The sequence below is a fragment of the Pseudomonas furukawaii genome, assembly GCF_002355475.1.
In the GTDB taxonomy this organism is placed as follows: domain Bacteria; phylum Pseudomonadota; class Gammaproteobacteria; order Pseudomonadales; family Pseudomonadaceae; genus Metapseudomonas; species Metapseudomonas furukawaii.
In genome coordinates this window covers 3,544,818-3,561,988 of the sequence record NZ_AP014862.1, presented here as the reverse complement: position 1 = coordinate 3,561,988, position 17,171 = coordinate 3,544,818, and the positions used below count along the sequence as shown (strand labels likewise).

The following is a 17,171-nucleotide window of genomic DNA, read 5'->3' as shown; positions in this document are numbered from 1 at the left end:
GCCCCAAACCGCGTAACACGAAAAAAGGAGCGTTGCCATGTCGACGCATAGGCTACACAACATCGGTCGCCGCCTGGCGCCCTGGGCTCTGCCCGTGGCTCTGCTGGCGATCTGGCAGGGCGCTGTGGTGGCCGGCTGGCTGTCCACGCGCATCCTGCCGGCGCCGAGCGCGGTGATCGAAGCCGGCTGGGCGCTGCTCGAAAGTGGCGAGATCTGGACTCACCTGGCCATCAGCGGCCAGCGTGCCGCCCTTGGCTTCGCCATCGGCGGTGGCCTGGGCCTGCTGCTCGGTTTCATCACCGGCCTGTCCAACTGGGGCGAGCGTTTCCTCGACAGCTCGGTGCAGATGGTCCGCAACGTGCCGCACCTGGCGCTGATCCCGCTGGTAATCCTGTGGTTCGGCATCGATGAGGCGGCGAAGATCTTCCTGGTCGCTCTCGGCACCCTGTTCCCCATCTACCTCAATACCTATCACGGCATCCGCAACGTCGATCCGGCACTGGTGGAAATGGCGCGCAGCTACGGCCTGACGGGCTTCGCCCTGTTCCGGCAGGTAATACTGCCCGGCGCGCTGCCCTCGATCCTGGTCGGTGTGCGCTTCGCCCTCGGCTTCATGTGGTTGACCCTGATCGTCGCGGAGACCATCTCCGCCAGCAGCGGCATCGGCTACCTGGCGATGAACGCCCGCGAGTTCCTGCAGACCGACGTGGTGGTGCTGGCGATCCTGCTTTACGCGGTGCTCGGCAAGCTGGCCGATGTCGCTGCGCGCCTGCTCGAACGCGCCTGGCTCCGCTGGCACCCGGCCTATCAGGCCAAGGCGGGTGCGCGATGAGCGCCCTGCACAGCATTCGCCGCGGCATCCCCCTGAACATTGAGGGTATCCGCAAGGCGTTCGGCGAGCGCGAGGTGCTGCAGGGCATCGACCTGCACATTCCGGCCGGGCAGTTCGTCGCTGTAGTCGGTCGCAGTGGCTGCGGCAAGAGCACCCTGCTGCGTCTGCTGGCCGGGCTCGATCAGCCCAGCGTCGGACAGCTGCTGGCTGGCAACGGCCCGCTGGCCGCCGCCCGCGAAAACACCCGACTGATGTTCCAGGATTCGCGTCTGCTGCCCTGGAAGCGAGTGATCGATAACGTCGGCCTGGGCCTTTCGGGCGACTGGCAACTCAGGGCCCGCGAGGCATTGGCCGCGGTCGGCCTGGCCGACCGCGCCCATGAGTGGCCTGCCGCCCTTTCCGGCGGGCAGAAGCAGCGCGTGGCATTGGCCCGTGCGTTGATCCATCAGCCACGCCTGCTGTTGCTGGACGAGCCGCTCGGTGCCCTGGACGCGCTGACCCGCATCGAGATGCAGCAGCTGATCGAGCGCCTCTGGCAGCAGCATGGTTTCACCGTGCTGCTGGTGACTCACGATGTGGCCGAGGCTGTGGCGGTGGCCGACCGGGTGATCCTGATCGAGGACGGACGCATCGGCCTCGACCTGGCCGTGGACCTTCCACGCCCGCGCCCGCGCGGCTCGGCGCGCCTGGCCGCCCTGGAGGCCCAGGTGCTCGGCCGAGTGCTGGCGCTGCCCGAACTGCCCCCGCAACCGGAACCCGTTCTACCCCTGCCCACGCAACTGCGTTGGGCCCTCTGAAACCTGAAGGAGCAACACCATGACCATCAAAGCCATCAACGTGCGCAACCAGTTCAAGGGCACCATCAAGGAGATCGTGATCGGCGAGGTGCTGTCGGAAATCGACGTGCAGACCGCGGCCGGCATCGTCACCTCGGTGATCACCACCCGCTCGGTGAACGAGCTGGAACTGCAGGTGGGCAGTGAAGTGATCGCCTTCGTCAAATCCACCGAGGTGTCCATCGCCAAGCTCTGAACCTGGCCGGAGTCACCTGCCTGATCGATACACCTGCCCAAGCGTCTGCAATGGAGCCATCATGAAACGCAACCTTATCGCCAGTGCGTTGCTTTCCGTCCTCAGCGTCAGCCTGGCGCATGCCGGAGAGAAACTTACCGTCGCCGCCACGCCTGTACCACACGCGGAAATTCTCGAACTCATCAAGCCTGAGCTGGCCAAGCAGGGTGTCGATCTCGACGTCAAAGTCTTCACCGATTATGTGCAGCCCAACCTGCAGGTGAGCCAGAAGCTTCTGGACGCCAATTACTTTCAGACCAAGCCCTACCTCGATACCTTCAACAAGGATCGCGGTACCGACCTGGTCATCGTCCAGGGCGTGCACGTCGAGCCCTTCGGAGGCTACTCCAGCAAGTACAAGTCGCTGAAGGCGCTGCCGGATGGCGCCACCATCGCCATCCCCAACGAGGGCAGCAACAGCGGCCGCGCGCTGCTTCTGCTGCAGAAGGCCGGGCTGCTGGAGCTGAAGGACCCGAAGAATGCCCAAGCAACGCCCAAGGACATCGCCAGGAACCCGCACGGCTTCAAGTTCAAGGAGCTGGAGGCGGCCCTCCTGCCGCGCGTGCTGGACCAGGTCGACCTGGCGCTGATCAATACCAACTACGCTCTTGAAGCCAAGCTCAACCCGACCAGGGACGCCCTGGTGATCGAGGGCAGCGATTCGCCTTATGTGAACTACCTGGTAAGCCGCCCGGACAACCAGGACAGCGAGTCGATCAAGAAGCTCTCGGCGGCTCTGACCAGCCCCGAAGTGAAGGCCTTCATCGAGCAACGCTATTCCGGCGCGGTGGTGCCCGCCTTCTGATCGAGCGTTTGCCCGGGGCGGCTCTCCTTGTGTCGCAGCTGCCCATCCGACCACGGTGGTAATGGTGCTTTGCACCCTTGCTCTTCACGCCGACCGGCCATGCCGAGTCGGCGTTTTTTTTGTGCCGGTGCAGGGCGTCGATCACTCATATGCATATGCTTAAAAAGTATTTCAGATGTTTCCCTTATATCGACTATCTTCTGTCCATAACTTGTTATAACAAGTAAGGATATTTGACGAGATGGCCGAGCTTTTCCCCCTGTCCCCCGTGCCGCTGTACAGCCAGCTCAGGGAGCTGCTGCGCAGTCGCATACTTGATGGCACCTATCCGCCGCACAGTCGTATGCCTTCGGAGAACGAGCTGGGGCAGTCGTTTGGTGTCAGCCGCATAACAGTCCGCCAGGCGCTGGGGGATCTGCAGAAAGAAGGGTTGATCTTCAAGAACCACGGCAAGGGCACCTTCGTCGCCAGGCCCAAGGCGTTCCAGAACGTCAGCACCCTGCAGGGGCTGGCCGAGTCCATGTCGCAGATGGGCTACGAGGTGATCAACCGTCTGCACAGTCTCAAGCACCTGCCGGCCAGCGCTCGCGTCGCCGAGCGCCTGGGACTGGAGGAGGGCGCGCCGGTGACCGAGATCAAGCGCGTGCGCCTGGTCAATCGCGAGCCGGTGTCGCTGGAGGTCACCTATGTGCCGCGCGCCGTGGGCGAGAAGCTGGAAAAGGCCGACCTGGTGGCGCGCGACATCTTCCTGATCATCGAGAACGATTGCGGCATCGCCCTCGGCCATGCGGACCTGGCCATCGATGCCGTGCTTGCCGATGCCGACCTGACCCGTGCGCTGGATGTGGAGGAGGGCGCGTCGATCATGCGCATCGAGCGCCTGACCCACGCCGCAGACGGCACGCCGCTGGACTTTGAATACCTCTATTACCGTGGCGACGCCTTCCAGTATCGCCTGCGCATCGACCGCCAGAAGGGCTCCCACGCATGAATACGATCGAACGCGAATACGACCTTGTGGTGATCGGCGGTGGCACCGCCGGCCCGATGGCCGCGATCAAGGCCAAGGAGGCCAACCGCGAGCTGCGCGTGCTGCTGCTGGACAAGGCCAACGTCAAGCGCAGCGGCGCCATCAGCATGGGCATGGACGGCCTGAACAACGCGGTGATCCCCGGCCACGCCACGCCGGAGCAGTACACCAAGGAAATCACTATCGCCAACGACGGTATCGTCAACCAGGCGGCGGTGTACGCCTACGCCACCAAGAGCTTCGAGACCCTCTCGCAGCTCGACCGCTGGGGCGTGAAGTTCGAGAAGGACGAGACCGGCGACTACGCGGTGAAGAAGGTTCACCACATGGGCGCCTACGTGCTGCCGATGCCCGAGGGGCACGACATCAAGAAGGTGCTGTACCGCCAGCTCAAGCGCGCGCGGGTGGAGATCACCAACCGGGTCATCGCCACCCGCCTGCTCACCGACGCCGAGGGCGCGGTGAACGGGGTGATGGGCTTCGATTGCCGCACCGCGGACTTTCATGTGATCCGCGCCAAGGCGGTGGTGCTCGCCTGCGGCGCCGCCGGGCGCCTGGGCCTGCCTGCTTCGGGCTATCTGATGGGCACCTACGAGAACCCCACCAACGCCGGCGACGGCTACGCCATGGCCTATCACGCCGGTGCCGAGCTGGCGAACCTGGAGTGCTTCCAGATCAACCCCCTGATCAAGGACTACAACGGCCCGGCCTGCGCCTACGTCACCGGCCCGCTGGGCGGCTACACCGCCAACAACAAGGGCGAGCGCTTCATCGAGTGCGATTACTGGTCCGGGCAGATGATGTGGGAGTTCCACCAGGAGCTGGAGGGCGGCAACGGTCCGGTGTTCCTCAAGCTCGACCACCTGGCCGAGGAGACTATCCAGAACATCGAGGAGATCCTGCACAGCAACGAGCGCCCCAGCCGTGGCCAGTTCCACGCGGGCCGCGGCACCGACTACCGGACCGGCATGGTGGAGATGCACATTTCCGAGATCGGCTTCTGCTCCGGCCACAGCGCCTCGGGCGTATGGGTCAACGAGAAGGCCGAGACCAGCGTGAAAGGCCTGTATGCCGCCGGCGACATGGCGGCGGTGCCGCACAACTACATGCTCGGCGCCTTCACCTACGGCTGGTTCGCCGGGGTCAACGCCGCCCTGTACATCGCCGGGCGAGACTTTACCGAGCTGGACAAGCAGCAGATCGAGCGCGAGCAGGCGCGGGTCTATGCGCCGCTCAATCGCGAGCATGGCCTGCCGCCGGCCCAGGTCGAGTACAAGCTGCGGCGCATGGTCAACGACTACCTGCAGCCGCCGAAGGTGACCAGGAAGATGGAGATCGGCCTGACCCGCTTCGCCGACATCCAGCGCGATCTTGACCAGCTCAAGGCCAACAACCCGCACGAGCTGATGCGCGCCCTGGAGGTCAGCGTGATCCGCGACTGCGCCGAGATGGCCGCGCGCGCCTCGCTGTTCCGCGCCGAGAGCCGCTGGGGCCTGTACCACCACCGGGTCGACCACCCCGAGCGCAATGACGCCGAGTGGTTCGTGCACTGCCACCTGAAGAAGGGCGAGCAGGGTGAGATGACCAGCTTCAAGAAGCCGGTGGAGCCCTACCTGGTCCCGCTGGACGAAGAGGAGCAACGCGCCTATGAGCGCCTGCGGGTGCGTAGCGACGCTGCCTGACCTGACTCGTGCGAACCGCAGAAACGAACGAGCCGTAGGCTCCGAGGAACCGTGACATGGCCTACCAGCCCCAAGAAATCTTCTTCCGCAGCAATGCGCCGGTGACCATCGACGAGGACAAGTGCATCGCCCACAAGGGCTGCACCGTGTGCGTCGAGGTCTGCCCGATGGACCTGCTGGCGATCAACCCGGACACGCAGAAGGCCTACATGGCGTTCGACGAGTGCTGGTACTGCATGCCCTGCGAGAAGGACTGCCCGACCGGCGCGGTGAAGGTGGAGATTCCCTACCTGCTGCGCTGAGCCACACGAGCAAGAAATGCCACCGGCCACCGCCGGACGCCTGATGTAACACCCCCTCGTTTCCCACCAGCCGACCGACTGGCGGAGACGATTCCAAAACCATGATTCGAGGGGAAAACCCATGCGCTTGCGTACTACCCTGGCCGGCCTCGCCCTGGCCATCGCCACCGTTCATGCCAATGCCGAGACCATCCGCGTCGCCATCGGCACCCAGGACACCACCATCAACTGCGCCACCGGCGGCCTGCTCATTCGCGAGCTGGGCCTGCTCGACAAGTACCTGCCGAAGGACGGCAAGTACGAGGATGTGAAGTACGAGATCGAGTGGAAAAACTTCACCAGCGGCGCACCGCTGACCAATGAAATGGTTGCCGGCAAGCTGGACTTCGGCGCCATGGCCGATTTCCCCGGCTCGTTCAATGGCGTCGCCCACCTCGATGCCGGCAAGCGCAGCCTGTTCCTCACCGTGCTCTCCGGCAGCATTCGTGGCAGCGGCAATGGCATCGTGGTACCGGCATCTTCGAGCGTGCAGTCGCTGGCCGAGCTGAAGGGCAAGACCATCTCCGTGCCGTTTGCCTCCACCGCCCACGGCATGCTGTTGCGCGCGATCGCGGCCCAAGGCTGGGACCCGCAGAAGGACGTGCGCATCATCGCCCAGCCGCCGGAGATTGCCGGCTCGGCGCTACGCAGCAACCGCATCGAGGCCCACGCCGACTTCGTGCCCTTCGCCGAGCTGTTCCCCAACCGTGGCTTCGCCCGCAAGATCTACGATGGCTCCCAGGCCAATGCGCCGACCTTCCATGGCGCGCTGGTGGATGCCGAGTACGCCAGGAAGTACCCGGAGGTGGTCACCGCCTACCTGCGCGCGAGCCTCGAGGCCGACCGCCTGTTCGCCGAGTCGCCGGAGCACTACAGCGAGCTGATCGAGAAGGTCACCGGTATCGAGGCCGAAGTGAACTACCTGTTCCATGGCCCGCTCGGCCTGCAGACCCGCGACCTGACCTGGAAGCCGGAATACCGCAAGGCGCTGGCCACCTCCATCGACACCCTCAAGCTGCTGAAGAAGACCGATCGCGGCCTGGACGTCGACAAGTTCGTCGACGACCAGTACATCCGCGCCGCCTTCAAGCAGGCTGGCCGCGACTATGACAAGGCACTGGCCGACTACCAGCCGCTGCCGCTGAAGGCCGTTGATGCGCTGACCGGCCAGCCGATCACCGACTTCAAGCGCCTGGCGCAGATCTGGGTGCGCGGCGAGAACAAGGTGCGCCACTACGCCTCGCCGGAAGCCGCGCTCAAGGCCCTGGCCGCACTGGAGCAGGAGGGCAAGGACATCCGCGCCATCTACGCCCAGGCTGCCGACAGCGGCATCAAGCTGCTGGCCAACCAGGCCTGGTTCGTGCGCAACGGCAAGGGCGAGCTCGCCGCCTTCCTGCTCAAGGACCAGGCCGAGGCCTACGCCCAGCAGCACGGCGGCACTGCGCTGGACTTCGTCAGCGCCAACCAGAACCAGGCCCTGGCCCAGCGCTGACGCCATCGTAGGGTGCGCTGCGCGCATCGGGACCCACTGCGGTCCGCCCGGTGCGCACGGCGCCCCCTACGGTCCACCGAGGACCTATGTCATGACCCATTTCTACCGCTGGCCCCTGCGCTTCGCGTCGCTGGCCGCCTGCCTGCTGTTCTGGCAGCTGGCCGCCACCACGCGGCTGGACCTGGGCCTGCTCACCTTCACCTACGTGCCCACGCCCAGCGCCGTGCTCGGCGCTGCCTGGCAGTTGCTGCACTCCAGCCAGCTGCTGGCGCACCTCACCAGTAGCCTGGGCCGCGTGTTCGCCGGCTACCTCAGTGCCGCCGCGATCGGCGTGGTGCTGGGCCTGGCCATCGGCCGCTCGAAATGGGCCGAGGCCAGCCTGTTGCCGCCGCTGGAAGTACTGCGACCGATTCCCGCGGTGGCCTGGATTCCCCTGGCCATCCTGATGTTCCCCTCGTCGGAGCTGTCGATGGTGTTCATCACCTTCACCGGCGCGCTGTTCCCCATCCTGCTCAACACCATCCACGGCGTGGAGGGCGTCGATCCGCGTCTGATCGCCTCGGCGCGCAGCCTGGGGGCAGGGCGCCTGGCGATCCTGCGCGAGGTCATCCTGCCGGGCGCGGCGCCGAGCATCGTCACCGGCCTGGCCATCGGCATGGGCACCTCCTGGTTCTGCCTGGTCACCGCCGAGATGATCTCCGGCCAGTTCGGCATCGGTTACTACACCTGGGAGTCCTACACCATCCAGAACTACCCGGACATCCTCGTCGGCATGCTGCTGATCGGCCTGCTCGGCATGGCCAGCAGCGGCCTGGTCAAGCGCCTCGGTAGCCTGGCTACCCCCTGGTACCGCAGTGGAGCACCGCGATGAGCGTCTATGAGAAAGCCCCCGAGACCGGCCGCATCGACGGCCGCCGACTGTCCATTCGTCTCGGCCAGGGCACGGATGCCTTCGAGGCGGTGCAGGCGCTGGATTTTGCCGTCGAGCCCGGCGAGTTCGTCTGCATCCTGGGGCCGTCCGGCTGCGGCAAGTCGACCCTGCTCGGCGCCCTGGCCGGTCATCTGCGGCCCACTGGCGGCAACCTGCTGGTGGATGGGGCGCCGGTCGCCGGCCCGTCGCCGGAGCGCGGCATGGTGTTCCAGCACCACACCCTGCTGCCCTGGCGCAGCGTGCTGGACAACGTCGCCTTCGGCCTGAAGATGCAGGGCATCGGCAAGGCCGAGCGCCGCCGCCAGGCCGCCGAGATGCTGCGCCTGGTCGGCCTGCAGGACTTCGCTACGCGCTGGCCCAGCCAGCTCTCCGGCGGCATGCAGCAGCGCGCCGAGATCGCCCGCGTGCTGATCAACCGGCCGCGCCTGCTGCTGATGGACGAGCCCTTCGGCGCCCTCGATGCGCAGACCCGCACGCGCATGCAGGAGCTGCTGCTGGATATCTGGACGGGCTTCCGTACCACCGTGGTGTTCGTCACCCACGATATCGACGAGGCGCTGTTCCTCGCCGACCGAATCCTGGTGATGAGCCCGCGTCCGGGCCGCTTCATCGAAGACCTGCGCCTGGACTTCCCGCGTCCGCGCAATGCCAGCCTGCTGACCAGCCCAGGCTTCGTCCACCTCAAGCGCCATTGTCTTGAGCTGCTGCGCCACGAGGACGGCCGCGAACTGCCGCGTCTCACGCCACTGGGCCTGCCCACCACCGAACACCCGCCACTGCGAATCGCCCTATGACACTGATAACCGACAACCCGGACATCCTCGACCTGCAGCCTCGCCTGGCCGATATCGACGCCGGTGTGCGTCGCATCGCCCTGATCGAACTGGCCGACCTGGAAGATCCCGACGCCTTGCCCTGGCTGACACAGGCACTGGGCGACGACCCGGCCGCCGAGGTGCGCGCCGAGGCCGCGCGTCTGCTGGAGGCCTGGGAGGAGCCAGAGGTGGTGGCCGCCCTGTGCGCGGCCCTGGCCGATACCGATGAAGGCGTGCGCGCCGCCGCCGCGCAGAGCCTATCCGAGCTGAAAAGCGCCGAGGCGGGCAGGGTGATCCTGCCCTGGGCCGCCCATGGCGAAGCCTTCGTCCGTGCCAGCGCTTTGCGCGCGCTGCGCGAGCTGCGTCTGGCCGAGGCAGCGCCGCTGGCTCTGGGCGCGCTACACGACAGCGATGCCTTCGTCCGTCGCGAGGCGGTCGGCATCCTCGGCTGGCTCAAGCAGACCGACGCGCTGCCGGCTCTGGCCACCCTGGCCAGCCGCGACCCGGACACCGAGGTGCGCCGGGCCGCCACCGGCGCCCTGGGCCTGGCCAGCGACGCCAGCGTGCTGCCGGCCCTGCGCGCGGCATTGCGTGACCGCGAATGGCAGGTGCGCGAGGAGGCCGCCACTACCCTCGGCAAGGTCGGTCAGGCCGAGGCGGGCCCGGCGCTGATCGAGGCGTTGGCGGATGGCTACTGGCAGGTACGCCTGCGCGCGGCACGGGCTCTCGGCAAGCTGCGCTTCGTTGGCGCGCTGCACCCATTGGTCGAACTGCTCGGCCACAACATCAGCAACCTGCGCAAGGAGGCGGCCCTGGCCTTGGGCGAGCTGGCCGACCCGGCTGCATTGCCGGCGCTGCAAGCGGCGGAAAATGATGGAGACCCCGAGGTTCGCAAGGCCGTGCGCATTGCCCTTGGTCAGTTACAGGGTGCGGTGCAATGAACGTACCCAGCGCCCTGCGCAGCGCCGCCGATCAGCTCCGCCTGGAGTGGCCGGACGGTCAGGTAACTGAGCTGAGTCACATCCGCCTACGCGCCGCTTGCCCCTGCTCGCAGTGTCGCGCTGCACGCCTGCAGGGGCGCATCGACACGGCGCCGAGCGAGGTGCGCCTGCGGGCTATCAATCCGCAGGGTTATGGAGTGCAACTGGTGTTTAGCGATGGCCATGACAGGGGCATCTACCCTTGGAGCTATTTGCGGGGGCTGGCTTGAGTCGTTCTGGTTGCAGTCGACCGTTTGGGAAGGGGGCCAAAGCATGGGACGACCTGTGATTGAACGGCTCGGTGCGGCCCTTTGGCTTTCGAGCCGGCTGTACAGGCGCTCGCCGTTTAATGACTTTCTTTGGCCTCCAGGCTGCGCGCAGCTTACAGCCCAGCGCGCACACGCGCCCGGTTGAGCACTCGGCCGACTTGTCGGCCGGGGGCGATTTATCCGTGGTCTTGGCGCCCCGCAGGGGGCGTAGGCGCGGAGCGCCGGAGAGGGCGGCCGAAGGTCGGGCCGCTTAGACGGGCTGCCGCACAAAAGTCCCCGGCGCGCTCAAGGTAGAAAGTTTCCCGAAGGGGCATATTTCGTGGTGTGCAGCACCACCGCTCTCCTGATTCTTTTAAAACCAGCTGGTTAATGCCCGACACCTACTGGCGGTCTCCCCGACACTTAACGACTCACTAGAAACTCCTGCACGCAGGATCCGCGTGCGGGAGTGCTGGTCGAGGAAGGGCGAGGTTGAAAAGGAGAGTGCCGAGAGGCGGAATCAGCGCGGAAATGGCCAATTTGCCAAGTTGCGGACGTGACGAGGCCTGCCTGGTTTCAGGCATGCATCCTGGCGCGCAGGATCCGGTCGGCTTCGGTGTGATAGTCGTTCGCTGGCAGGCCTGGCTTGGCCTGCATCAGCGCCACCAGCAGCTCGGTTCGAGCCTGCTGATAGGTAAAGGCGTCGACGCCTGGCAGCGATCGATCCTGAGATCGCTGCGTCCGCAGGCGGATCTTGGGCTCCCCCGTCCGTCCTATCAGCAGCGCGTTGCGCGCCCAGCCGGTCAAGGTTCCGCCCAGCTTCGCCGCCTTCTTGGCCAGGCGCTTCGCGGCGCGATCGCGCTCATGGCGCAGGCGCTGGCCGAGGCCAAAGGCGGTGAATAGCAGTTTGTTTACCGCCTGGACGGCCGCCAGGCCGCGCCAGGTGCCATCCTCCTGAAGCTGGCGGGCCTGGCTCACGGTCAGCAGGTTCGCGTGCTTCAGGTCCGCCATCGCGCGTTCAGCGCGGCGCGGATGCAGGTCGGTGAAGCGCACCAGGTAGTCCAGTGTCAGCGACACGAAACCTGAGGACGTCGGCACACCGCAACGCAGCGAGGCCAGGTCCGTGAATTCCAGAATCGCCGCCAGCAACTGCAGGCACGCTTCGCGGCGCTCGCTGCGCTGCTGACGACCGGTTGCGCTACGGTTTGCCGCACGGAGCGACAGAATCATCATGGGTCGTGTGTAGTAGCTCTTCACGCGCGCTTGCAGCTCGCGAAGGATTCCTGGGCGACGTTTCACCGTCGTTGGGGTGATCAGATCCAGCTTCGGGGCATCGACGACATGGCCACAAAAATTACCGCCGTGGTTGATCCGCGGAACGTATTCCCTGCGTACAAGCAAACTCCGAGCAGCGGCCGCCCACGGACCTGTCGCGCGGGCCACCGACGGGCCAGCGCAACAGCGAAGCAGCCAGGAGGAAGGGCAGATAAGAAAGCCCCGTGGCGATTGGCCTTGGGGCTGGGGAGGGGAGGAGGAAAGGCGCTGGAGGCCGACGCGTTGTCAGGCCTTCAGTGGTCAAGCGGGAATCAGAAGGGGATGTCTCGACTACGGTCCACCGTCGGCGCCGCCGGCTCGATCAGGCGACCGGTGTCGGCGACTGTCTGGTAGTCGACGCCCTGCTTGTACAGCTCACGCTCCAGGCTTTGGTACAGGTTGTGGGCCACCTCCTTGGCTGCCTGCGTAGCGTCCGGATTGGGCGACTTCGCGAGTTGCCGCAGGTTGGCCAGCGCATCCGGCCAGCGGTGTTCGTTGAACACGGCCTCGGCGAAGAGATCCGCTACCTCATCAAAACCCACTTCGCGCAACGAGACCGCTGCCTTCGAGAGGCGGTCGCCGTCGAGGCGAGTATCGCGTAGCGGTTCAGCAGCGACTGACGTCAGCCCGGAACGCTCATGATCGATGGCCATCCCTTCTCGCTTCACCGTCCAGGTGCGACGCTGCGCGACCTTGGTTTCGCTCGTGCCATCGGCGAGCTGATGAACCACGTCGACTGCCTGGGTACCGTGATCCTGAAGGAGGATCCGCTCACCTGGCTGGAGCTGACCCTGCTCCATCAGGTGCTGAAAGTCCTTGCCCCACATCGTCCGCTCGCCTTGGTCGGTCTGCAGCTTCACGAAGTAGCTGACGTCCTTGCTCGGGTCGTGCTGGTACGGCGCTGGCCCATGCTCCAGCAGCTCGCCACGGATGCACCCGCTTCGAAGCTCCCCTGGAGCGCTTCGTCTACCGCCGCTACTACAAGACCGCCAGAGGCTTCTCGGGAAAGAACATAGAGCTGATGCTGGGCAACGCCATCACGCTCTTTGCCCGTAACCGCATGGACTTCCCGTCCTGCTGGGCAGCCTTGAAGACGTTGCCGATCTTCCACCTGGTGGAGGAGTACTACCGGGAGAAGGGCAGGTCCAGGACCTGGCTCAAGAAGCACCTGGCCAAGAAGCTGGAGGAGCGATACATCCGGTATGGGATGGCGGCTTGATACCGGTCAGGTGAGGCCGTCAGTCGCCTGTTATTTGTGGGCTGTACCGTTGTGCGGTACAGTGGGATAAATCCTAAGAATTTGACTCATGATCAAAAGCTTCAGGGACACATGGCTGGAAGCGTTCTTCGTTCATGACGAGCACGCCAAGCAGATACCGGCCGATATCAGCAACAGGCTCTTTCGAAAGCTGCAGTTGCTGGACGATGCCACTACCGACAGTGACTTGCGGATTCCACCTAGCAATCACTTCGAAAAACTGGTTGGCAAGTTGAAAGGGCTGCACTCCATACGGGTCAATCAGCAATGGCGATTGGTATTCGAGTGGGATGGAGACAAAGGCGAAGCGTCGGGGGTGTACCTCGACAATCACTCTTACCGATGAGGTGAAGCATGATCATTACCGAACGTAAGCCGGTGAGCGTCGGCGAGATGCTCACCGAAGAGTTCCTGGAACCCATGGGCATTACTCAGGGACAGTTGGCCGAAGCCATGGGCGTACAGCGCAAGCTGGTCAATGAGCTCTGCAACAACCGTCGCGCCATCACGGCGGACACTGCGTTGATGCTTTCCCGGGTCTTTGGTAACTCGGCCGATTTCTGGCTGAACCTGCAGCGCCGAAACGATCTCTGGGAAGCGCTCAATTCGCCTGATCGCAGAGCCAGGATCGAGCGCGCTAAGCCACTTCCTCATCAGGCTGCTTGATGTGCGCAGTGACGACCTGCTCCCTCACGAACTGGTGAGTCGCCTGGTCGATTCCGCTGAACTCGACAGGATCAAGCGAGATCCCGAGTTTGCAAGGGCGCTGTTCGCGGAAGCGGGTTCGCTGCTTTTGCAAGGAGAGCCTGAAGTCGCCCGCGTGATGCTGCACAACCTGGTTAACGCTACATTCGGCTTTGAAGGGCTCGCACAGGCGACCGGTAGGCCAAGCAAGAGTCTGCACCGAATGCTTTCAGTGAGCGGAAACCCAAGCATGGACAACATAGCAGCGATCTTTGATGCGCTTCGGCACCACCTGGGTGCGAGCATTGAAGTGCAGGCCAACACTGTGGCCTGAACCACTTTCTAAATTCATGGATGACCAGTATGCCTACCAGCGCGTGGACCAAGCAGTGTGCGGAATGCGGAACGAGCAACCAGTTTGTCTCGCACATGAAGTCCAGAAGGTGCACGTCCTGCAGCAGTCCGATGGACTGGCGGCTTGAGGTGATCTGTGTCGATTGTGGCCTGCGGAATTTCGTTACCCGGGAAGAGTTTCGAACAGGCTACTGCACGGGATGCACAACGCTTCTCGGTTCCAGTTCAACTGAAGAGGATTACGTCCCCAACCAGGTAACACTGCTAGACAGGGCTGCGAGTCTGATTGGCGCAGTAGTCCTTTTCGGGCTCTCCGCCTACGTCATCTACGTGCAGCACTTTCAACTCGCGTACGGAGGCCGACGCGGGCGGCGTGCACTTGTGCTTGAGTTCAGCGGAGCCGAGATAACCCTGCCGGTCCTGAGTCTGCTCCTGGGCGCAGTGAGTGTGATTTCCGTATTCCTGGACCATTACGACAAGCGCCAGAATGAGCACATCTACCGCAAGATTGGCCGGTATTCGCTTGGCCTTGGTTTTTGCTGCTACACGCTTGCGATTTTCTTCGGTCACCAGGTGCGATGAAGCTTACGCCATGAATCTTGAGCGTCGCGACTGAGGTTCAAGAGGTCGAGAAGGCCCAAGCAGTTACTCTCTCAGATTGATACTCCGCACCAGGAAACCTGCAAGCCATTCCTTTGTGTGCAGTGTGTAGCTTCCTCTCACGGGAAACTGCTCGAATTGAATGGCCGGGGTCGTTGCCGAGTCAAATTAGCGGAGCACGGCAGTATGGTCTTTTACAGATGTTTGTCGGCATCGATCACAAAAACCTTTCTTGTGCCTGATGCGTGGAAGCGCCTTCTTGGAGTTGGCCTAGCCCCATAAACATGTCGAAAAAGTGTGGAGGTTGGTTTAGGGCGCTGCCGGTCGATGTAAACGGATGGCCATCGCATCCCCATCGTTCGGAGGCGGGTGGTGGGCGGCGGAGCCATCGCCGGTTGAGTGGCTGGCGGGTCTCGTCCAGCGGCTTCTGGAACGATGTGCCTTCCCGGGCGAGGAGGCGATCGGACAGGATTCGTTCTCTTCCAAAGGGCCTGCGAACGCGGATGTCTACACGAAGGCCTTGTTCCAGGATTGGAAGTCACGTCCGGAAATCGGCTTGCTGATGCAGTAGCCCTGGGCTTCCTCGCAGCCCCAGTTCGACAGCATCTCCATGGTCGAAACCGACTCGACCCCTTCGGCGACCACGGCGATGCCGAGGCTGTGGGCGAGCTTGATGATGGCTTCCACGATGGCCGCTGACTCCCTGTCGCTGTCGAGGTCCTTCACGAATGACTGGTCGATCTTTATGTAGTCGACCGGAAGATGCCGCAGGTAGGCGAGGGAGGAGTATCCGGTTCCGAAGTCGTCGATGAACAGCTTGAAGCCCGCTTCACGCAGCTGTGTGAGGACCTGCCGGGCGATCGACAGGTCTTCCATGATGCAGCTTTCGGTCAGCTCGAACTGAATCCAGTCCGGTGCGCCGCCCCAGGTTTCCAGGGCCCGCGAGATCTGCTCGAACAGTTGCCGGTCGCGAATGTCATGGGACGACAGGTTGATCGCGATGGGCACGGCATGGCCAGCGCCATGCCAGGCATGACTTTCCCGAACGGCAGCCGCCAGCACCCAATACGTGAGCCGCGTGATGAGACCTGCGTTCTCGGCGAAACCGATGAACTGGTCCGGGCCCAGCAGGCCTCGCTCAGGGTGCTTCCAGCGCACCAGCGCTTCCACGCCGCTCACCTGCCTTGCGTGCATCCGCAGCTTGGGCTGGAACATCAGGAGCAACTCGTCGCTATCGATGGCGCGGCGCAGGTCGTTCATCAGCGTCAGCCGCTGCGCGTTGTCGCTGTCGAGGGCGCCTGCGAACACCGCGAGTTTCTCCGCCCTGTGCCTGGCGCCATAACGGGCGATGTTCGCGCGACGCAGCAGTGAATCCGGGTCGGTGCCGTGCCCCGGATACAGCGTGATTCCGATGCTGCACTCAGCGGGTACATACAGGTCATCCAGCCCGAAGGGCGTGCTCATGGCTTCCAGTACCTTGCGCGCCGCCTGCACGGCCTGACTGGCATCCATTCCGGGAAGCAACACCGAGAACGAGGACTCGGCGATACGGGCGACCGTCTCGCGGGCATCCACCGCCTCCCGCAACCGTGTCGCGATCTCCTGCAGCAGACGGTCGCCTTCGCGGTAGCCCAGCGTCTCGTTGATCTCGCGGAAGTTATCGACCTCGACGTGCAGCAGGGCGACAGGGGCGTGGGAGTCGCCCGAGGTGGCGATGGCGACGCCCAGGGCATCCCGCATGGACAGGCGATTGGGCAGGCCGGTCAGCTCATCGAAGTAGGCCATTCTCCGGATGCATTCCTCCGCGTGCTTCTGCTCCGTGATGTCGGTGATGAACCCTTCCAGTGCGAGCACCTTTCCGTCCGCGGAGTAGACGCCGCACCCCTTGTCCCAGACCCACTTGGTCTGGCCCGTTGCGGTCCTGATCCTGTAGGTGGATTGGTAAGGAGTCCGGGTCCTCAGCGCTCTGGAAACCTTTCGCCTCAGCGGGGGAATGTCGTCAGGGTGGATGATGTCCACCATCCTGACGGTTCCCTCGATGAGTTCGGCGGCGGAATAGCCGATCAGCTTCAGGCAGCCCTCGCTGACGACCTCCAGACGCCAGGAAACATCATTCAGGCTCCGATACGCGACGCCGGGCAGGTTGCTGACCAGGGTCTGCAACCGGCGCTGGCTTTCCCTCAGGCCGTCGAGCGCATCTGCCTCCCGGTCGGCCGCCTCCAGCCGGTTGCGCAGCGAGGCCCTGTGCTGGAGCAGGTTCGAGATCTGCCCCGCCAGCAAGCGAAGGGCTTCGACCTGCGCGGCATCGAGGCGGCGTTTTTCGGTATCCGCGACCGAGAGCACGCCGGTCACGTCCCGCTCCGCCACGGTCAGCGGGACCCCGGCGAAGAGCCTGATGCGAGGCGAGTCCGCCACCAGGGCGCAGTGCTGGAGCAGGGCATTCGAGGAAGCGTCCTCCACATGGACCAGTGCGTTGGACTCCACCACCACGGCACTGAGCGAGCCCGCCCGCGGCCCCTCGCCGGAGGCCACCCCCAAGGTCCCGCCCGACCACTCCCGTTCCTTGTCGAGGAAGGTCAGCATGGCGATGGGCACCCGGCACGCGATGGCGGCCAGCCTGACGTAACCGTCGAGCTCGGGATCGGGTAGCGGGTCGCGGATACCGCGAAGTTGAAGAGCGGTCATCTCCTGGCTCCCTTGCCCGGACGGGTCGGCGCGATGGCGAGGGCGCGGG

At 64.5% G+C, this 17,171-nt stretch carries 20 protein-coding genes; 17 read left to right on the top strand and 3 right to left on the bottom strand.

Annotation, left to right across the window (positions count from 1 at the left end):
• Positions 1-37: 37 nt before the first annotated feature.
• The 12 genes from ssuC (at position 38) to KF707C_RS16490 (ending at position 10,209) form a co-directional block, all read left to right on the top strand.
• Positions 38-832, top strand: coding sequence for an aliphatic sulfonate ABC transporter permease SsuC (ssuC, locus tag KF707C_RS16545; RefSeq protein ID WP_003448074.1), 795 nt, complete (start codon positions 38-40; stop codon positions 830-832).
• Positions 829-1,629, top strand: a complete 801-nt coding sequence (ssuB, locus tag KF707C_RS16540; protein WP_003448075.1) for an aliphatic sulfonates ABC transporter ATP-binding protein — start codon at positions 829-831, stop codon at positions 1,627-1,629. Before ssuC ends, ssuB begins: the two co-directional genes overlap by 4 nt.
• Before the next feature lie 19 nt (positions 1,630-1,648).
• Positions 1,649-1,864: a TOBE domain-containing protein gene (locus KF707C_RS16535; protein ID WP_003448076.1), complete on the top strand. Its 216-nt coding sequence runs from the start codon at positions 1,649-1,651 to the stop codon at positions 1,862-1,864.
• A gap of 61 nt (positions 1,865-1,925) precedes the next feature.
• Complete coding sequence (locus KF707C_RS16530) at positions 1,926-2,708, top strand: MetQ/NlpA family ABC transporter substrate-binding protein (RefSeq protein ID WP_003448077.1); 783 nt, start codon at positions 1,926-1,928, stop codon at positions 2,706-2,708.
• Between the two features lie 241 nt (positions 2,709-2,949).
• Positions 2,950-3,699, top strand: a complete 750-nt coding sequence (locus tag KF707C_RS16525; protein WP_003448079.1) for a GntR family transcriptional regulator — start codon at positions 2,950-2,952, stop codon at positions 3,697-3,699.
• Positions 3,696-5,420 carry a fumarate reductase/succinate dehydrogenase flavoprotein subunit gene (locus tag KF707C_RS16520; RefSeq protein ID WP_003448081.1) on the top strand — a complete coding sequence of 575 codons (1,725 nt, stop codon included), beginning with the start codon at positions 3,696-3,698 and terminating at the stop codon, positions 5,418-5,420. Before KF707C_RS16525 ends, KF707C_RS16520 begins: the two co-directional genes overlap by 4 nt.
• 56 nt (positions 5,421-5,476) lie before the next feature.
• Positions 5,477-5,722, top strand: a complete 246-nt coding sequence (locus KF707C_RS16515; RefSeq protein WP_003448083.1) for a 4Fe-4S dicluster domain-containing protein — start codon at positions 5,477-5,479, stop codon at positions 5,720-5,722.
• Positions 5,723-5,843: 121 nt separating this feature from the next.
• Positions 5,844-7,253, top strand: a complete 1,410-nt coding sequence (locus tag KF707C_RS16510; RefSeq protein ID WP_003448085.1) for an ABC transporter substrate-binding protein — start codon at positions 5,844-5,846, stop codon at positions 7,251-7,253.
• Between the two features lie 91 nt (positions 7,254-7,344).
• Complete coding sequence (locus KF707C_RS16505) at positions 7,345-8,124, top strand: ABC transporter permease (protein ID WP_003448086.1); 780 nt, start codon at positions 7,345-7,347, stop codon at positions 8,122-8,124.
• Positions 8,121-8,978, top strand: a complete 858-nt coding sequence (locus tag KF707C_RS16500) for an ABC transporter ATP-binding protein (RefSeq protein ID WP_003448088.1) — start codon at positions 8,121-8,123, stop codon at positions 8,976-8,978. The genes KF707C_RS16505 and KF707C_RS16500 overlap by 4 nt, the downstream gene beginning before the upstream one ends.
• Positions 8,975-9,940, top strand: coding sequence for a HEAT repeat domain-containing protein (locus KF707C_RS16495; protein WP_003448090.1), 966 nt, complete (start codon positions 8,975-8,977; stop codon positions 9,938-9,940). The genes KF707C_RS16500 and KF707C_RS16495 overlap by 4 nt, the downstream gene beginning before the upstream one ends.
• Positions 9,937-10,209, top strand: coding sequence for a DUF971 domain-containing protein (locus KF707C_RS16490; RefSeq protein WP_003448092.1), 273 nt, complete (start codon positions 9,937-9,939; stop codon positions 10,207-10,209). Before KF707C_RS16495 ends, KF707C_RS16490 begins: the two co-directional genes overlap by 4 nt.
• Positions 10,210-10,803: 594 nt before the next feature.
• Here KF707C_RS16490 and KF707C_RS16485 read toward each other — a convergent pair.
• Complete coding sequence (locus tag KF707C_RS16485; protein ID WP_131679657.1) at positions 10,804-11,484, bottom strand: hypothetical protein; 681 nt, start codon at positions 11,482-11,484, stop codon at positions 10,804-10,806.
• 329 nt (positions 11,485-11,813) lie between these two features.
• Positions 11,814-12,401 carry a hypothetical protein gene (locus tag KF707C_RS16480; RefSeq protein ID WP_036990765.1) on the bottom strand — a complete coding sequence of 196 codons (588 nt, stop codon included), beginning with the start codon at positions 12,399-12,401 and terminating at the stop codon, positions 11,814-11,816.
• Between the two features lie 161 nt (positions 12,402-12,562).
• Between KF707C_RS16480 and KF707C_RS16475 the strand changes: the two genes are divergently transcribed.
• The 5 genes from KF707C_RS16475 (at position 12,563) to KF707C_RS16455 (ending at position 14,419) form a co-directional block, all read left to right on the top strand.
• Entirely contained in the window at positions 12,563-12,760 is a 198-nt protein-coding gene (locus tag KF707C_RS16475) for a hypothetical protein (protein ID WP_003448100.1), read from the top strand.
• A gap of 88 nt (positions 12,761-12,848) precedes the next feature.
• Positions 12,849-13,145: a type II toxin-antitoxin system RelE/ParE family toxin gene (locus KF707C_RS16470; RefSeq protein ID WP_003448102.1), complete on the top strand. Its 297-nt coding sequence runs from the start codon at positions 12,849-12,851 to the stop codon at positions 13,143-13,145.
• Between the two features lie 8 nt (positions 13,146-13,153).
• Entirely contained in the window at positions 13,154-13,465 is a 312-nt protein-coding gene (locus KF707C_RS16465; RefSeq protein WP_003448104.1) for a HigA family addiction module antitoxin, read from the top strand.
• Positions 13,466-13,496: 31 nt separating this feature from the next.
• Positions 13,497-13,817, top strand: coding sequence for a helix-turn-helix domain-containing transcriptional regulator (locus KF707C_RS16460; protein WP_036990781.1), 321 nt, complete (start codon positions 13,497-13,499; stop codon positions 13,815-13,817).
• A gap of 131 nt (positions 13,818-13,948) precedes the next feature.
• Entirely contained in the window at positions 13,949-14,419 is a 471-nt protein-coding gene (locus KF707C_RS16455; protein ID WP_131679658.1) for a hypothetical protein, read from the top strand.
• Between the two features lie 525 nt (positions 14,420-14,944).
• On the opposite strand, the gene KF707C_RS16450 is transcribed toward KF707C_RS16455, so the two are convergent.
• Entirely contained in the window at positions 14,945-17,122 is a 2,178-nt protein-coding gene (locus KF707C_RS16450) for a putative bifunctional diguanylate cyclase/phosphodiesterase (RefSeq protein ID WP_051050666.1), read from the bottom strand.
• Positions 17,123-17,171 lie beyond the last annotated feature (49 nt).

Excerpts from the sequence above, each read along its gene's own strand:
- ssuC (WP_003448074.1), top strand. The coding sequence starts at position 38 with ATGTCGACGCATAGGCTACACAACATCGGTCGCCGCCTGGCGCCCTGG.
- ssuB (WP_003448075.1), top strand. The coding sequence starts at position 829 with ATGAGCGCCCTGCACAGCATTCGCCGCGGCATCCCCCTGAACATTGAG.
- KF707C_RS16535 (WP_003448076.1), top strand. The coding sequence starts at position 1,649 with ATGACCATCAAAGCCATCAACGTGCGCAACCAGTTCAAGGGCACCATC.
- KF707C_RS16530 (WP_003448077.1), top strand. The coding sequence starts at position 1,926 with ATGAAACGCAACCTTATCGCCAGTGCGTTGCTTTCCGTCCTCAGCGTC.
- KF707C_RS16525 (WP_003448079.1), top strand. The coding sequence starts at position 2,950 with ATGGCCGAGCTTTTCCCCCTGTCCCCCGTGCCGCTGTACAGCCAGCTC.
- KF707C_RS16520 (WP_003448081.1), top strand. The coding sequence starts at position 3,696 with ATGAATACGATCGAACGCGAATACGACCTTGTGGTGATCGGCGGTGGC.
- KF707C_RS16515 (WP_003448083.1), top strand. The coding sequence starts at position 5,477 with ATGGCCTACCAGCCCCAAGAAATCTTCTTCCGCAGCAATGCGCCGGTG.
- KF707C_RS16510 (WP_003448085.1), top strand. The coding sequence starts at position 5,844 with ATGCGCTTGCGTACTACCCTGGCCGGCCTCGCCCTGGCCATCGCCACC.
- KF707C_RS16505 (WP_003448086.1), top strand. The coding sequence starts at position 7,345 with ATGACCCATTTCTACCGCTGGCCCCTGCGCTTCGCGTCGCTGGCCGCC.
- KF707C_RS16500 (WP_003448088.1), top strand. The coding sequence starts at position 8,121 with ATGAGCGTCTATGAGAAAGCCCCCGAGACCGGCCGCATCGACGGCCGC.
- KF707C_RS16495 (WP_003448090.1), top strand. The coding sequence starts at position 8,975 with ATGACACTGATAACCGACAACCCGGACATCCTCGACCTGCAGCCTCGC.
- KF707C_RS16490 (WP_003448092.1), top strand. The coding sequence starts at position 9,937 with ATGAACGTACCCAGCGCCCTGCGCAGCGCCGCCGATCAGCTCCGCCTG.
- KF707C_RS16475 (WP_003448100.1), top strand. The coding sequence starts at position 12,563 with ATGCTGGGCAACGCCATCACGCTCTTTGCCCGTAACCGCATGGACTTC.
- KF707C_RS16470 (WP_003448102.1), top strand. The coding sequence starts at position 12,849 with ATGATCAAAAGCTTCAGGGACACATGGCTGGAAGCGTTCTTCGTTCAT.
- KF707C_RS16465 (WP_003448104.1), top strand. The coding sequence starts at position 13,154 with ATGATCATTACCGAACGTAAGCCGGTGAGCGTCGGCGAGATGCTCACC.
- KF707C_RS16455 (WP_131679658.1), top strand. The coding sequence starts at position 13,949 with ATGGACTGGCGGCTTGAGGTGATCTGTGTCGATTGTGGCCTGCGGAAT.
- KF707C_RS16450 (WP_051050666.1), bottom strand. The coding sequence starts at position 17,122 with ATGACCGCTCTTCAACTTCGCGGTATCCGCGACCCGCTACCCGATCCC.